The organism is Streptomyces sp. DS1-CR2 (assembly GCF_055760475.1).
Genome location: NZ_CM147085.1, coordinates 248434 through 263821, shown reverse-complemented (window position 1 = coordinate 263821; position 15388 = coordinate 248434). Strand labels below are relative to the sequence as shown.

Genomic DNA, 15388 nt, shown 5'->3' with positions numbered 1-15388 from the left:
ACGGCAGCGCGTCGATCAGGCCGTGGGCGATCTGCTCGATGAGCGCGGCCTGTTCGGCCGTGCGGCGGGGGTGAAGGCGGCGGCCAGGCGGCGCAGCCGGGCGTGCTCGGGCGGGTCGGCCTCCATCATCTGCGCGCCGAGCCCGACCGAGGGGGACAGGGCCTCGGCGGCGGACGTGGCCTCCTTGAGCGGGGCGGGACGGGCCAGCGCCTCCCGGGCCAGGCCGTAACGCACCGGGTCCGCCGCGGTTTCAGAGGACGGATCCGCGTGCGGGCATGCCGCAGGGGGCACGCGCAATGCGCGTGCCCCCTGCGGTGCCGGAGATTCCGGGGAACTCGGTTGTCGTCAGTTGTCGCTGTTGAAGATGGTCAGCACGCGCAGCACCTCCAGGTAGATCCACACCAGCGTCATGGTGATACCGAAGGCGGCGAGCCATGCCTCCTCGCGCGGGGCGCCGTAGGCGACGGCGTCCTCGACCTGCCGGAAGTCCATGGCCAGGAAGGCCGCGCCGAGCAGGATGCCGACCACGCCGAAGGCGATACCGAGGCCACCGCTCTGGAAGCCGAGGCCGTCACCCGCGCCGAAGAGGGCGAAGAGAGAGTCGGCGACCAGCAGGATCAGGAATCCGGCCGCGGCGGCCGTGACGAACCCGGCGAAACGGCGGTCGACCCGGATCCAGCGCCTCCGGTACGCGATGAGCACACCTGCGGAGACGGCGAAGGTGCCGAGCACCGCCTGTACGACCACACCCGGGGAGAGATACGTCGAGACCGTGCTGGACAGGACGCCGAGGAACACGCCCTCGAACGCCGCGTAGCCGAGGATCAGAGCCGGGGACGGCGTCCGCTTGAACGCCTGGGCCATCGACAGGCCGAAGGCGACGAAGGCCGCGCCCACGGCGAGGCCGTAGGACATACCGAGGTTCGCCTCGTCGACCGGGAGCAGCAGCCAGGACAGCACGGCCGCCAAGGTCACGGTGCCGAGCGTCGTGCCGGTGCGCACGATGACGTCGTCCATGGTGACAGCGCTCGTGGCAGTGGTGGTCCCGGCGGAGGGGGCGGAGCCCGGCGCGTAGGGGTTGCCCAGGTAGTCGTCCGCCGGCGCGCCGCCGACCGAGGCGCGCACCGGCTGCTTCGGGTAGTTGCCGGCCCCGCCCGTGTCACCGGCGGCGCCCCAGCGGGAAAAGATCGGGTTGCTGGACTTCACGTCATTCTCCTCGTCCGCCGCTGACTCGCGGCCTGCGGCAAAGCGTTGACATCGGGTGCCCGGAGCGGCATACGTGTGGCAGTGGCCACGCGCCGGACCGACGGCAGCAATCCCGTGCGTGCGTCACTACTTTAACAGGTGACGTGCGAACGGGTAAGCCGTCTGTGGATGAACCGGTGTACTGGGGGACCGTCACGCGGAGGGCGCGCCCGGGCCGTCGAGCAGTTCCATCAGGAAGCCGTCCCAGTTGAGGACAGCCATCTCCCCCTCCGGCGGAGTGACCCGGTAAGTCGCGTCGAGCCACTCCGCCAGCGACGCCGTGGGTACCTCGAACAGGGCCTCCACCTCCTGCGATTCGAGCATGAGCCACGACGAGGGCCGCTGCCCGGGCAGCGTCGGCCACATCCGTACGTCGCCGGAACCGCTCATCGCCGACAGGCCCACATGGAGAAGCCCGCGGCCGAGATGCCAGATCAGGCTCGGCCCGCGCTCCGCCAGGAGCTCGAACGTGATCACGGCGGGCATGTCCGGGTCGAAACGGAACTTCGCCCGGACCGGCGCCCGGGTGAACTCGTCCAGCATCTGGTCGAGTTCCAGAAACAGTGGAGGCACGGGTTCGGGTGCCGGGCGCGCCCACAGGGGTGACTGATCACGGTGCATGACAGGAGTTCCCCTCCGTCGGACGAAGTTTGCTCCCACCACTCTTCGCCGGGGGCGAGAGCCGCACATCGGTCAGTTGACGGTCGAAGGAACGTCCAGGGAGGGGAGGATGACGGGGCGTCATCCGCAGGTCGTAGGTAGGCGCCGTAAGTCAGTTCTCCGCAGATGGCAGCGGTTCAGGCCACGGGCGCCAAGTTGGGTGCCCTAGTCCCAGTTGCTCCGTCGCCACCGACTGAGGCACCGGCCAGGTCGCACCCTTCGGCGGCCGGCTCTGCCCGGCCGCCTCCAGGAAGTCGGCCGGCGGCTCGTACAGCGGCTGCTGGTTGCCGCCGCGTCGTACCCGAGGGGCGCCGCGAGCGCCGGATCGGCCTGGAGGATGGCCGCCGTCCTCGCGGTCGCGCCCCGTCCGAACATCTTCGGCAGGCGTCTGCGGCCGGGGTGGAAGTCGCTCACGTCAGTCTCGTCCTCGGAGTGTGAGGTGAGAGCGGGTCAACCGGCTCCGGGTCGTGTATTTCCGTCAGCCGGTCAAGTAAGATATGTGTCTGGAGCAGGTGTCCCCTGTTCACCGCAGGGGCCCGTCAGATCGCCGACGGACGAAGGCGCCGGTGTGGGGAATCACGGGGCAGACCGATACGTTCCCACATGTGAGCGGTGGGCTCGTCCGACCTGCCCCCGTGTCCCCGTCTTCCTGCAGAGAGGCACACCCACGCCATGAACGCCGTGACCGCGAACCTCGTCGACATCCCCACCAGGGACGGCACCGCTGACGCTTATCTCGTCCACCCGGACGACGGACAGGCGCATCCGGGTGTGCTCCTGTACCAGGACGCCTTCGGGGTGCGCCCGCATCTGAAGGTGATGGCCGACCGGCTGGCGGCGGCCGGGTACACGGTGCTTGTGCCCAACGTCTTCTACCGGCATGGGCGCACCCCGGTCGTGGAACTGCCCGAGTTCATCGACATGGAGACCCGCCCGGACATCGTGGAGAAGGTCGTTCCGCTGATGGAGGCGCTCACTCCCGAGCTGACGGCGCGTGACGCCGATGCCTACCTCGGGTGGTTCGCCCGATCGCCGCTGGCCACGGACGAGCCGGTGGGCATCACGGGCTATTGCATGGGGGCCAGACTCGCTCTGTACACGGCAGGCACCCACCCGGAGCGGGTCGCCGCAGCGGCCGGCTTCCACGGCGGCGGGCTGGCGAGCGAGGCGCCCGACAGCCCGCACCTGCTCGCCGGACGGATCACCGCCGAGCTCTACTTCGCGCACGCAGACGAGGACGACTCGATGCCCGAGGAGCAGATCCGCCGCCTGGAGCAGGCGCTGACCGACGCGGGCGTCAAGCACCGCTGCGAGGTCTACGAGGGCGCCCACCACGGCTACACCCAGTCCGACACCGCGGCCTACGACCCCGCGGCGGCCGAGCGGCACTGGACGGAGCTGCTGGCCTTCTTCGACCGCGCCCTCTGAGTACTCACCGCCTGTCCGCCACCGGGAGAGGGTGCGGCGCCACCCTGTGATCACACCTTGCTTTAATGGCCGTTCCAGAACGGATGCGCCGGGGGCGGGTGTGAGCAGGGCAGAGTTCGGTCGACTGCTGCGGGAGGCGCGGCGGCGCTCCCTGCTGACCCTGGAGAGTCTCGCGGAGGCGTCGGGGGTGAGCGTCCGGGCGATCAGCGACATGGAGCGGGGGCAGAGCCTGCCCCGTCGGGCGACACTGAGCGAGCTGATGGACGCCCTGGAACTGGACGAGGACGAGCGGCGCCGGTTCGTTGAGGCGTCCACCCGCCGTGCGGCACGGGCCGGCGAGCACATTCCGCGGCAACTGCCTCCCGGCTCGGCGATGTTCCGCGGCCGTGCGGAAGCGCTGGCGACGGCGTACGGGCTCACCGCGCAGGTCTTCGAACCAGGCGGACATGCCGTCGTCTGCGTGATCGGCGGGATGGCGGGGGTGGGCAAGACGACCCTGGCCGTGCACTGGGCGCAGCAGGTCGCGGACCGGTTCCCGGACGGGCAACTGTATGTGAATCTGCGTGGCTTCGAAGACTCGGGACACCCCTTGGACCCGGCCGAGGCCCTGGGCGGGTTCCTCGCCGCGCTCGGGGTGTCCGACCTCGACATACCGCGCGGCTCCGAGGAACGTAGTGCGCTCTTCCGGGAGCGGACGGCGTCCCGGCGGCTGATCGTCGTGCTCGACAACGCGCGCGACGAAGAGCAGGTCAGGCCGCTGCTCCCGGCCTCGACGGGATGTCTGACCGTCATCACGTCGCGCAGTCAGCTCTCTGGCCTGATCGCCGTGGAGGGAGCGACGCCGCTGGGTCTCGACGTGTGGACGCGCGAAGAGGCGCTGTCCGCGCTCGCCGCGAGGATCGGCGAAGAGCGCTGTCGCGCGGAACCGGTGGCGGTCGGCGAACTGGTGGAACTGTGCGGACACCTGGCGCTGGCGGTCGCGATCGTCGCGGCACAGGTGAGTGCGACGCCGAAGCTCCCGCTGCGGATGGTCGTGCGGGAGCTGCGCGGAAGTGGGCCGTTGCTGGACGCTCTGTCGGCCGGTGCCCGGCGGAGCGATGTCCGGGCCGTGTTCTCGTGGTCGTACCGAGCTCTGCAACCGGACACAGCCGCCTTCTTCCGGCACCTGTCCCTCTGTCCGGGGCCGTCGGTGTCGGCGGAGGCGGCCGCCGCACTGGCGGGCATCGGCATGCGGGAGGCCCGGCGGATGCTGCGGCAGCTGACCGCGGCGAACCTGCTGTCACGGGACGCGGAGGGCCGGCACGTGCTGCACGACCTCGTGCGGGCCTACGGAGTCGAGCTCGTCGAGCAGGAGGAGGACGACAGCCTCGGCGCCCGGGCACGACTGCTGGACTATCTGCGCCACAACGCCGACGTGGCCAACCGCTTCCTGGGACACACCTCGATGGAGGCTGCTGTTCCTCCGGCCGAGGGAGTGGTGAGTGTCGCGCTCGGCACCCGGGAGGAGGCGCTGGACTGGTTCCGCCAAGAGGAGACGACCGTCTCGTCGGCCCTGCGGTCCATGGATGATCCGCGCCTGTTGCGTATCGGTATGACTCTCACGCTGGACTGGGTGAGTTACTACTCGGTCATGGGCCGCTGGAGCGAGGAGATCGAGACCAAGCGCATCGGCCTGGACGCCGCTCTGCGGCTGGACGAGCCGGCCGCCGTCATGCGGAACGCCGCGGCGCTCGCCCGCGCGCTGGCGGAGACGGGGCAGAGCGACGACGCCGACCGGTACGTCGAGCTGATGCTTGGACAACTGCACAGGCTCGGCCCGGTCGAGCGGGCGTTCACCGAGCGGTCCGTCGGCTGGGTACGCGGCCGCCAGAAGCGCCACGAAGAGGCCCTGCACCATGCTCGCAGGGCGCTGGAGATCTTCCGCAGGCTGGGCGACGACCGCTCCATGGCCCGCGAGATGAACGCGGTGGGCTGGTATCTGGCACTCCTCGGCCGGTACGAGGAGACGATCGCCCTGTGCCAGGAGGCGGTCCCCCTGCTGCGGCGGGACGGCAACCTCCGCATCGAGGCGGCCGCCCGGGACACCATGGGCTACGCCCGCCAGCGCCTCGGCGACCTCGACGGCGCTATCGCGGACTACCAGGAATCTCTGGAGATCTACGGAGAGGCCTTCGACGGCTACAACCAGGCCGAGGTGCTCGACCACCTCGCGACGGCGCAGCGGGACCGGGGCGATCATGCGGCGGCGCGGGCCAGCTGGCTACGGGCGGCCGACCTGCTGAGCGCGATCCACAGTCCGCACGCGGCCCGGATGCGGGCCAGCGCGCAGGCTCTGGACGCTCCCGGGGAAATCCCCTGAGCCGGCGCCTGACCCCAGCTCAGGCCCTCGAGCGCGCAGGCCTTCGTGGGCACCATGCTCATCCGCATGTGTGTCCGTCCGAGGGGCCGGGCGCCGCGCCTGCGGCGTCGTACAGCTCGCGGATGCCGATGCCGGGGCCGGACCTGAGACGGCGGAAGACCCAGTCGATGGGGTGGCACTCCCGGGCATCGGGCAGTTCCACGACGATTGGGGCGGGCGTGTGCCGGGCGGACGGGTCACGCCGCCACGCTCCGCCGGCGTGCCGGGTGAGGACCTCGCCCACATAGCAGCCGAAGGCGACGAGGGACTCGGTCATGTCCTCGCCGGTGACACCTTCGGCCCGGAAGCCGTCGACGATCTCCTCCACCAGAGCGAGGCTCTGCGGGCTGGCTGTAGTCCAGTTCCGCACCGCTGATGTCGGCCGCGGCCACGACGATGGCAGCAGCGTGCCGGGGAGCGTCATCGGGCTCCAGTGGGGGATTCCGGTGCACCTGCATGTTGGTCCTCGGGCTGTTGCCGTCAATGTTGTCGAGGCTAACCGCACAACACCCTGCCGAGCACACCTATCTTCGTATCAATAGGGAGTACATGTGTGAAGGTATGCGGTCGCCGTCGACCCGGCAGTCAAACGACTGATCCGCGGAGGGCCGGAGGATTCGAGAATGGCTACGCCAGCGACCATCCGGAAAGGAATCGCACACACATGACAGTCATCTACGGGCCCCTGCCGGACAGAGAACGCACGATTGTGGGAAGCGCCCTGCAGGCGACTCTCGTCGACCTGCTCGATCTGTCCCTGGTGGCCAAGCAGGCGCACTGGAACCTCTACGGTCCGGGTTTCCGTTCCATCCACCTTCAGCTCGACGAGGTGGTGATCGCCGCGCGCGACTACGCCGACACCGTGGCCGAGCGCGCCGCGGCGCTTGGCGTCAGCCCGGACGGGCGGGCCGGCACCATCGCCGCCACCAGCGGTGTTCCTCACTTCCCCGCGGGCTGGACGAAGGATGTCGATGTGGTCGAGGCGCTGGTGGGGACGTTCTCCGCCGTCATCGAACGGGTGCGGGGGCACATCGAGAAGACCGGTGCGGCGGACGCCGTGACGCAGGATCTCCTGATCGGCCTGACCGCCGATCTGGAGAGGCACAGCTGGATGTTCCAGGCCGAGAATGCCGTACACAGGGGCTGAGGCAGGTGAGCACGGCCGCCTTGCCCAGCTGTCGCGGGTCTGTATCGCATGCAGCAACCGTCTTGACGGGTGACTTGACCACATGAGAATCTTTCGTCACCGTCCAGAACGGTTGCTTTCCAAAGTGAGGGAACGTCATGGCAGTTGTTCGCTTCCAGCTCCTTTCCCAGCTCGACCCCAAGGGTGTACTGGAGGTGCTGACCGATTTCGGTCCCTCCCGTGCGGCGTCCTGGCCCACCATCGACACCGACCACTTCGAAGTCCACGACCTCGGCGACACCTGGGCCGAGGTCACCGAGGGCACCGCCGCCGCCTGGGAACGGGCGCGCTACGAGTGGGCGCCGGCCGGTGACACCGTCACCATCACCACGCTGGACTCCAAGCTCTTCGGCGCGGGCGGCGGCTGGGTGTTCAAGATGACCCCGGAGGGCGAGGGCACCCGCGTCGATGTCGAGTTGACGCGTCAGCCGGGCACGGTCAAGGGCAAGGTGCTCGCCTCGCTGCTGCCGCTGGTCGCCCCCAAGTCCCTGCGCAAGTCGTTCGCGGGGCCCTTGCAGGCCAAGTGAACAAAGCCGTCCACCCGTTTCGTGCGAGATCCGTGGTGCTGATGCCGCCGCCCGTGCCACATCGGCGCCCCAGGCGCCGCCCCCGGCACAGGACACGGACGGGTTTATCACGGCAAAGACATCCGCAGGGCCGGCCGGCGCGGGCACGATCCGGCGCTTCAAGGTCCGGGTGGAGGATGGGATCGGGCTGTCGGCCGACACGGCCGCGCGCGAGGTGTACAAGGTGCTGGCGGACCGCAGATCGTGGACGGCGGGCGGTCACGACGGCTTTCGGCTCGTGTCCGCGAGCGACCGGGGATTCGTGGTCGTCATCGCCTTCCCTGCGACCGTGGAACGGAACGCACCTCGGCGGGCCTGAGGTGCCGTGATCCGGCTTGGTCGCCTCCTCGCCGCAAGCGCCGTTGTTCGGCGGTGCCCGTCGATTCCCTGAACTGGTTCCCGTCCGGGATGGTGCGAGGGTGCTGTCGCTGCCGGTGCGGTACCGCCCGGGCTTGGCACGTATTCATGCGTCACCGTCTTGACGGGTTACTCCGGTGAAGTGCAGGCTGAACTCGGGACCGCGACGTACGAGCGCGGCACCGTCGACAGGAGCAGACCATGTACATGGACCAGCACCCCTTCCACCCCGGCTGTCCGAGCAAGGAGCAGAAAGCCATGGAGGAACTGCTCAGCCGGGTGAATTGCAACGACCGGCGGGAGCCGGACCGGGAGGCGGGGGAGTACGCCCGCAGGATCCGTCAGTTGGCGGCTGTCACGTTCCTCAGCGCCGTGCTCTGACCTCCGCGTCCGGCGGCTCGAAGGAGGTGCCGGACACGGACAGTCGTCCGACCGAGACGCCGAAGGAGCTCCGGTGCCAGGCACGCAGTCATTCGACGGATGTGTGCGCGATGTCGGCGCGACAAGACTGGTCAGGCGCTCGTCGATCGAGGCGAGCCCTGGTGCCGGCGGCCTCCGTCCGTGCGGTTCCTCCTCCGCACCAGCCGCGCTCACGACCGACGAAGGGCCATCCGTATGCCCACCTTTGCCGAACACGTCATCGCCTCGCTCAAGGCCTCAGGCGTGCGTCGTCTGTACGGCCTGCCCGGTGATTCGCTCAACGGCCTGACGGACGCCATACGCCGGGACGACGGTGTCGACTGGGTCCACGTACGGCATGAGGAGAGCGCCGCCCTCGCGGCGGCGGCCGAGGCGGGGCTGACCGGAGAGCTCAACGTCTGCGTCGGCAGCTGCGGCCCGGGCAATCTGCACCTCATCAACGGGCTCTTCGACGCCCAGCGCAGCCGCGTGCCGGTCCTCGCCATCGCCGCCCAGATCCCGGGCAGCGAGATCGGCAGCGGCTACTTCCAGGAGACCCGCCCGCAGGAGCTGTTCGCCGACTGCAGCGTCTACGCCGAGGTCATCACCAGCCCCGAGCACGGGCCGCGCATCCTCCAGACGGCGATGCGCGCGGCCGTCGAGCGCAGGGGAGTGGCCGTCGTCGTCGTACCCGGCGAGATATTCCTCGGCAAGATCACCCGCGACCTGGCCCCCGCAGTGGTGCGCCCGGCCCGCACGGTCATCCGCCCCGACGACGACGCCCTGGGCGAGGCCGCCGCACTGCTGAACGACGCGCGGCGGGTGACGATCCTGGCGGGCGCCGGTGCGGCCGGGGCCCACGACGACCTGGTCCGGCTCGCCGAGACCCTCAAGGCGCCCGTCGTGCACGCCCTGCGCGGCAAGGAGTACGTCGAGTACGACAACCCCTACGACGTCGGCATGACCGGCCTGCTCGGCTTCGCCTCCGGATACAAGGCGATCGAGGAGGCCGACACCCTGCTGATGCTGGGCACCGACTTCCCCTACCGGCAGTTCTATCCGCAGGGCGCGAAGGTCGTCCAGCTCGATCTGCGCGGCGAGCAGATCGGCCGCCGTACCCACGTCGACCTGCCCCTGGTCGGCAGCGTCCGCGACACCTTGCCCGCCTTGCTGCCCCTGCTGACCGTCAAGAGCGAACGGGGGCACCTCGACCACGCCCTCGCCCACTACACCCGTACCCGCAGGTCGCTGGACTCGCTCGCGGTGAACGATCGCGAACGCACCCCGATCCACCCGCAGTTCGTGGCGAGCACCATCGACCGCCTCGCCGACGAGGACGCCGTCTTCACCGTCGACGTCGGTTCCCCGGCCGTGTGGGCGGCCCGCTATCTGACGTTCAACGGGCAGCGGCGGCTGATCGGTTCGTTCAACCACGGCACGATGGCCAATGCCCTGCCGCACGCCGTTGGCGCGCAGGCGGCGTACCCGGGACGTCAGGTGGTGTCGCTGTCCGGCGACGGCGGTCTCACCATGCTGCTCGGCGAACTGTTCACGCTGCGGCAGAACCGCCTGCCCGCCAAGATCGTGGTCTTCAACAACGGCTCCCTGAACTTCGTGGAGCTGGAGATGAAGGCGGCCGGCATCGTCAACTACGCGACCGAGCTGGACAATCCGCAACTCGCCGAGGTCGCCGCCGCGATCGGCCTGTGGTCGCGCCGGGTCGAGCGGCCCGGCGACCTGGAAGATGCACTGAAGGGCGCCTTCGCCCATGACGGGCCCGCCCTCGTAGAGGTCATGACGGCACGCCAGGAACTGTCCGTGCCGCCCGCGGTCACCGTGGAGCAGGCCAAGGGCTTCACCCTCTACGCGATCCGCACCATCCTGTCCGGCCGGGGCGAGGAACTGCTGGACCTGGTTTCCACCAACGTCTCCCGCCGCATCCTGCACTGACCGTCACACACGGGCAGCCGTGACATACGTTTGTCCTGCGACGTATGCACGCCGGGCCGCATCTCGAACACTTGCCGAGCGACCGAGCGACGGCGTAGTTGCCTCAGGCAATGACAACGCCAAGGGGGCCCCGCGGCCCGGGTCCGCGGACCGCACAGCATGCCAACGCGGAGCCGTCCGAGAGCTCCCCTTCCCCCCGTTCACCCCTGTTACCACGTAAGGAACCAACACCCATGACAACCACCCCAAGAGCAGGTGTGCCCGCGCACGCCCCCGACGGAGGAGGTGCCGACAATGCGCCGATGACACACGCGCAGATCATGCGCGCCCTGTCGGGACTGCTGCTCGGCCTGTTCTGCGCGATCCTCTCCTCGACCGTCGTCACCAACGCGCTGCCCCGGATCATCAGCGACCTCGGCGGCGGACAGAGCGCCTACACCTGGGTCGTCACCGCCTCCTTGCTGGCGGTGACCGCCTCGACCCCGTTGTGGGGCAAACTCGCCGACCAGTTCAGCAAGAAGATCCTGGTCCAGTCGTCCCTGGTCATCTACGTCGTCGGATCCCTGGTGGCCGGCCTCGCGCAGAACCCCGCCACGCTGATCGGCGCCCGCGTCATCCAGGGCCTGGGCGGCGGCGGTCTGTCCGCCCTCGCACAGGTCGTGCTGGCCGCGATGATCTCCCCGCGCGAGCGCGGCCGTTACTCCGGATACCTGGGCGCCACCTTCGCCGTCGCCACCGTCGGCGGCCCGCTGCTCGGCGGCGTGATCACCGACACCTCCTGGCTTGGCTGGCGCTGGTGCCTGTTCGTCGGCATCCCCTTCGCGATCGTCGCCCTGGTCGTGCTGCAGCGGACGCTGAACCTGCCGGTGCTCAAGCGCCAGGTCAAGGTCGACTGGACCGGTGCATTCTTCGTCAGCGCGGCGGTCTCCGTCCTGCTGGTCTGGGTCACCTTCGCCGATGACAAGTACGCATGGCTGTCCTGGCAGACGTACGTGCTGGTCGGCGCCTCGATTCTGCTGACGCTGATCTTCCTGTTCGTCGAGACGAAGGCCAGCGAGCCGATCATCCCGCTGCGGCTGTTCCGCAACCCCACCATCGCCCTCGCCTCCGTCGCCTCCCTGTTCGTCGGCATCGCGCTCTTCGCGGGCACGGTCTTCTTCAGTCAGTACTTCCAGTTGGCGCGCGGTGAGTCGCCGACCATGTCGGGCGTCATGACGATCCCGTTCATCGCGGGCCTGTTCATCTCCTCGACCGTCTCCGGACGGATCATCACCCGTACCGGAAAATGGAAGGGCTGGCTGCTCGTGGGCGGCGTCCTGCTGACGGCGGGCCTGGCCCTGCTCGGCATGCTCCGCTACGACACCTCGTACCTGTACATCGCCTTCTGCATGGCGCTGATGGGCCTCGGCGTCGGCATGACGCTGCAGAACCTCGTGCTGTGCACGCAGAACCAGGTACCCCCGAGCGACCTCGGTGCCGCGTCCTCCACGGTCACCTTCTTCCGCTCCCTCGGCGGCGCGGTGGGCGTCTCGGTGCTCGGTTCGCTCCTCACCACCCGGATCGGCCACTACGCCCGCGAGACCATCACCCAACTCACCCCGCAGGACCGGGCGACGGCCGCGCAGGCCTCGGGCGGCGGCCAACTGCCGGACCTGGCCGTGCTGCCGGCCCCCGTCCGCACCTGGCTGGAGAGCGCCTACGGCCACGGCATCGGCGACATCTTCATGTTCGTCGCCCCGATCGCCCTGCTTGCCCTCCTCGTCACCCTGTTCATCAAGGAAGTCCCGCTGCGCGCGTCCAGCGGTCTGGCCCAGGCCGCGGAGGAAGTACAGGGCGCCGATGCCCCCGTCGGCATCGTGATCCACGGCCGCATCCGGGTCGCCGCGAGCGATACGGTTCCGCAGGCCGCGGTCACGCTGAGCACCGTGGACGGCCGCGAGCTGGGCCGGTCGGCCACCCGGTCCGAGGGCGCGTACACGCTGGACGTCCCCGGCATCGGACAGTACGTCCTGGTCGCCTCCGCCGACGGCTACCAGCCGCAGACGTCCACGATCTTGGTGGCCGAGGAGCCGGTCGTGCACGACATACTGCTGACCGCGCCGACGGGCTGACCGCCCCTCCGGGCGCGGGAAAACGACGTCCGGAAAGGCGTCACCGGGCACCCCTCCCACAGGGGTGCCCGCCACGTCCGGGTCCGTGGGCGCGTGTGGAGCTGCCTCTGCGTGAGTGATACACAAACCGTAGGGCTCCCCCTATGGTCCACCCGCCGGGCCGTTGGGCATGCTGAGAGCATGTGCATCAACATCGTCGTCGTCGACGACGACCCCGGGTTCCGCCGCATCGCCACGATGCTGTTGACGGCACGGGGCCTGTGCGTCGTGGCGGAATCCCGGGACGGCGCCTCGGCCCTGGCCGCGGTGCGGGCACACCGCCCCGACGGGCTGTTGCTCGATCTCCACCTGCCGGACACGGACGGACTGGCCGTGGCCCGTCAGGTCACCGAGGAGGACAACCCGCCGCGGATCGTGCTGACTTCCACCGACAAGTCGTTCTGGTCGCACGAGGAACTGGCGAGAGCGGGGATCGAGTCCTTCGTCGCCAAGGACAAACTGTTCGACGCGGACCTGCGGGGTCTGTTCAGTCCCGCCACGTCCTGACGACGGCCCGCCGGCTGCGGGCCGTCCCCGTCCGCACGCGGCGGCGGGCTACTGCCCGAGGTAGCGCAGCACAGCCAGCACCCGCCGGTGCTGTCCCGTGGTCGTCTGGCTGAGCCCCAACTTCAGGAAGATGCCGGTCACATGCCGCTCCACGGCGGCGACGCTCACGAACAGCTTCTCGGAGATGCCCTTGTTGGAGTGGCCCTCGGCCATCAGCGCCAGGACCTCCCGCTCCTTGGGCGTCAGCGCCGCCAGCGGGTCCTCCGGACGCTTGCGGCCCAGCAGGGCCGCTATCACGTCCGGGTCGAGAGCCGAGTCACGGGCCACGACCCGCTCGACGGCGTCGATGAGGACCTGCGGGCTGGCCACCTTTTCCTTCAGGAGATAGCCGACACCGCTCGGATCGTCCCCGACCAGGTCGAGCGCGTAGGACGCGTCGAGGTACTGGGAGAGGACGATGACGGCCGTCTCCGGTCGCGCCGCACGGATCTTCTGCCCGGCGCGCAGCCCGTCGTCCGCCAGGTCGGGGGGCATCCGGATATCGGTGATCACCACGTCGGGCCGGTGTTCCTCGGCGGCGTGGACCAGGTCCACCGCGTCGGCGACCGCCGCGACCACGTCGATGCCGGCCTTGCGCAGGATGGTCGCGATTCCTTCGCGCACGATCGGCTGGTCCTCGCCGAGCACCGCCCGCAGTGGTTGGCTCATGGCGGCATCCTAACGTGAGGGCGCCTTACATACATATGACAGGACGTGTGATCCGGCGCGATCCCGGCATGTGCCCGGCGCCGGCGTCCGGCGGGGCGATCGTCGCACGTCGCACGGCTCTTGCCAACCACGGAGTGGGGTGGACCCTACAGCCGCCCGGGGGAGTCCCCAGGAAGGGCGAGGGAGCACACGACAGACCTGGATGCGCTCGGCTCACAGACTGGGCGCCTGGATCCGGGGAATTCCTCCCCGCCCACCGCGACCTCACACATGTGCTGACGAACGGGAACAGAGCATGGCTCAGCTGGACATCCCGCAGGACGAGATCTTCTACCCCGCGCGCCACTCCGGCGTCCGCAGTGTCGCCGGCCCGGGCGGTGCCTTCACCCGCATGACGATGCTGGCCGGCTCACTGGTGTCGGCCTTTGTCGGATGCGTGCTGATCGTCATGCCCGTGCAGACGGTGGCCGTGGCCGGAATGCTCTTCGGGGTGCACATGGCCGTGCAGGGGGTGCTCCAGCTGCTGGCGGTGCAGGACTCGAGGGCGTCGGCGACGGTCCGCCGCCTGCTGTCCGCCGGAGGCCTTGCAGCGCTGCTGCTGGGCGTTGCCCTGTTCCACGGCTGGACGGACTCGATGTTCATGCTCGGCGTGTGGACCGGCTGCGGCTGGCTGCTGCGGGGCCTCACCATGGCCGTCTCCGTCACGTCGTCCTCGGTGAGTCATGTCTTCGTCTACGACGACCTGTTGAACGCGGTGATCGTCTCGGCCGGTCTGTTCATGACGGCCTTTCCGTTCACGTCCCTGGAGCAGCTGGCCGATGTCGGCGGCTCCGTACTCGCGGCCACCGCGGTGGTGGAGGCGTTCGCCGCCGCACGCCGCCACCCCGGCACGCTCCGGGCCATCGACTGACCCGGACCGACCCCGTTCCGAGACCGGCCGGCCGGCCGGACCCCCTAGGAGGCCATCATGAAGAAGTGCCAACTCTCCCTGCAGATAACGCACTGGGTGTTCGCGGACCTCGCTCTGACGCGGACCTGCGAGGTGTCGTACGACAGCTCCGATCCGCTCGCCGTCACGATGGTCTTCGACACCGGTGGTGAGCGGCCGGTGCGCTGGGTCCTCTCCCGCGACCTGCTGGCCGAGGGACTGACTGACAGCGTGGGCGAGGGCGACGTGCGGCTCTGGCCGGTCCACGACCGCGAGGGCGGCCTCACCTCGTTCTGCGTCCAGCTGGGGAGCGTCCACACCGCGCTGATCGAGTTCGACGCTGAGCCGGTCGCGAACTGGCTGGCCAGAACCTACGAGACGGTTCCGCGCGGGACCGAACTGAACGGCGTGGACTGGGACGCACTGGTCCAGCCGGTCGAGTGAAGACCGAAGACCGAAGACCGTAAGAGGAAGGAACACCATGCGAAAAGACCTGCGCCCCCTGCTGAGCGACTGGCAATGGCAGCAGCGCGCCGCCTGCCGCGGAATGAACAGCGCCACCTTCTTTTCCCCGCCCGGGGAGCGCGGCCGGGCTCGCCGCGAGCGGGAGGAGGGCGCCCGGCGCATCTGCGGAAGCTGCCAAGTCGCCGATGTCTGCGCGGACATGGCCCTGGCCCACGGGGAGACTCACGGTGTGTGGGGCGGGCTGTCGACCGACGAACGCCGCACCGGGGCACGGCCACGGCCCGGGTCGACGGAGAGCAGGGCGTGACGGCGAACGTCCGCCGCGCGACGCTCTCTGGGAGGCAGACGTCATCGCCCCGCCCGCCGTTCCCCGCGCGAAGGGCCGTTTCAAGTCAAATGACGGATGCGCGCCACAGACCGGCTGTGAGAGTCGTGTCAGTG

General features: G+C 69.6%; 17 protein-coding genes. 12 read left to right on the top strand and 5 right to left on the bottom strand.

What is annotated here, in order from left to right; all coding sequences use genetic code 11:
- Positions 1–15 precede the first annotated feature (15 nt).
- The 3 genes from ACY0PA_RS01320 to ACY0PA_RS01310 form a co-directional block, all read right to left on the bottom strand.
- Positions 16–234: a hypothetical protein gene (locus ACY0PA_RS01320; RefSeq protein ID WP_473082931.1), complete on the bottom strand. Its 219-nt coding sequence runs from the start codon at positions 232–234 to the stop codon at positions 16–18.
- Between the two features lie 111 nt (positions 235–345).
- A complete protein-coding gene (locus ACY0PA_RS01315; RefSeq protein ID WP_473082930.1) occupies positions 346–1206 on the bottom strand; it encodes a Bax inhibitor-1/YccA family protein in 861 nt (286 codons plus the stop codon).
- A 192-nt stretch (positions 1207–1398) separates the two neighbouring features.
- Positions 1399–1866 (bottom strand): SsgA family sporulation/cell division regulator, encoded by a 468-nt coding sequence (locus ACY0PA_RS01310; protein WP_473082929.1) that lies wholly within the window; start codon positions 1864–1866, stop codon positions 1399–1401.
- A gap of 711 nt (positions 1867–2577) precedes the next feature.
- On the opposite strand from ACY0PA_RS01310, the gene ACY0PA_RS01305 reads away from it, so the two are divergent.
- The gene (locus ACY0PA_RS01305; protein ID WP_473082928.1) at positions 2578–3333 is read left to right on the top strand and encodes a dienelactone hydrolase family protein; all 756 of its coding nucleotides are present in this window, start codon (positions 2578–2580) and stop codon (positions 3331–3333) included.
- Between the two features lie 100 nt (positions 3334–3433).
- Positions 3434–5692: a tetratricopeptide repeat protein gene (locus ACY0PA_RS01300; protein WP_473082927.1), complete on the top strand. Its 2259-nt coding sequence runs from the start codon at positions 3434–3436 to the stop codon at positions 5690–5692.
- A gap of 58 nt (positions 5693–5750) precedes the next feature.
- Here the strand turns inward: ACY0PA_RS01300 and ACY0PA_RS01295 are convergent, their stop codons facing one another.
- On the bottom strand, positions 5751–6059 hold the full coding sequence (locus ACY0PA_RS01295; RefSeq protein WP_473082926.1) for a hypothetical protein: 309 nt from the start codon (positions 6057–6059) through the stop codon (positions 5751–5753).
- A 336-nt stretch (positions 6060–6395) separates the two neighbouring features.
- Between ACY0PA_RS01295 and ACY0PA_RS01290 the strand changes: the two genes are divergently transcribed.
- From ACY0PA_RS01290 to ACY0PA_RS01260, 7 genes are all read left to right on the top strand, one after another.
- Positions 6396–6878 (top strand): Dps family protein, encoded by a 483-nt coding sequence (locus ACY0PA_RS01290; protein ID WP_473082925.1) that lies wholly within the window; start codon positions 6396–6398, stop codon positions 6876–6878.
- A 137-nt stretch (positions 6879–7015) separates the two neighbouring features.
- A complete protein-coding gene (locus ACY0PA_RS01285) occupies positions 7016–7444 on the top strand; it encodes an SRPBCC family protein (protein WP_473082924.1) in 429 nt (142 codons plus the stop codon).
- 169 nt (positions 7445–7613) lie between these two features.
- The gene (locus ACY0PA_RS01280; RefSeq protein ID WP_473082923.1) at positions 7614–7802 is read left to right on the top strand and encodes a hypothetical protein; all 189 of its coding nucleotides are present in this window, start codon (positions 7614–7616) and stop codon (positions 7800–7802) included.
- 239 nt (positions 7803–8041) lie between these two features.
- Positions 8042–8221: a hypothetical protein gene (locus ACY0PA_RS01275; RefSeq protein WP_473082922.1), complete on the top strand. Its 180-nt coding sequence runs from the start codon at positions 8042–8044 to the stop codon at positions 8219–8221.
- Positions 8222–8455: 234 nt separating this feature from the next.
- Positions 8456–10189, top strand: coding sequence for a ubiquinone-dependent pyruvate dehydrogenase (poxB, locus tag ACY0PA_RS01270; protein WP_473082921.1), 1734 nt, complete (start codon positions 8456–8458; stop codon positions 10187–10189).
- A 302-nt stretch (positions 10190–10491) separates the two neighbouring features.
- Positions 10492–12300 carry an MFS transporter gene (locus tag ACY0PA_RS01265; protein ID WP_473082920.1) on the top strand — a complete coding sequence of 603 codons (1809 nt, stop codon included), beginning with the start codon at positions 10492–10494 and terminating at the stop codon, positions 12298–12300.
- A 180-nt stretch (positions 12301–12480) separates the two neighbouring features.
- The gene (locus ACY0PA_RS01260) at positions 12481–12846 is read left to right on the top strand and encodes a response regulator (protein WP_473082919.1); all 366 of its coding nucleotides are present in this window, start codon (positions 12481–12483) and stop codon (positions 12844–12846) included.
- A 48-nt stretch (positions 12847–12894) separates the two neighbouring features.
- Here ACY0PA_RS01260 and ACY0PA_RS01255 read toward each other — a convergent pair whose 3' ends face one another.
- The gene (locus ACY0PA_RS01255) at positions 12895–13554 is read right to left on the bottom strand and encodes a response regulator transcription factor (protein WP_473082918.1); all 660 of its coding nucleotides are present in this window, start codon (positions 13552–13554) and stop codon (positions 12895–12897) included.
- Positions 13555–13849: 295 nt separating this feature from the next.
- Here ACY0PA_RS01255 and ACY0PA_RS01250 point away from each other — a divergent pair, with 295 nt between their 5' ends.
- Genes ACY0PA_RS01250 through ACY0PA_RS01240 form a run of 3 tightly spaced genes read left to right on the top strand, consistent with a single transcriptional unit; the run spans position 13850 to position 15254 of the window.
- A complete protein-coding gene (locus tag ACY0PA_RS01250) occupies positions 13850–14464 on the top strand; it encodes a DUF308 domain-containing protein (protein WP_473082917.1) in 615 nt (204 codons plus the stop codon).
- Positions 14465–14521: 57 nt separating this feature from the next.
- The gene (locus ACY0PA_RS01245; RefSeq protein ID WP_473082916.1) at positions 14522–14926 is read left to right on the top strand and encodes an SsgA family sporulation/cell division regulator; all 405 of its coding nucleotides are present in this window, start codon (positions 14522–14524) and stop codon (positions 14924–14926) included.
- Positions 14927–14963: 37 nt separating this feature from the next.
- Positions 14964–15254 (top strand): WhiB family transcriptional regulator, encoded by a 291-nt coding sequence (locus tag ACY0PA_RS01240; protein WP_473082915.1) that lies wholly within the window; start codon positions 14964–14966, stop codon positions 15252–15254.
- Positions 15255–15388 lie beyond the last annotated feature (134 nt).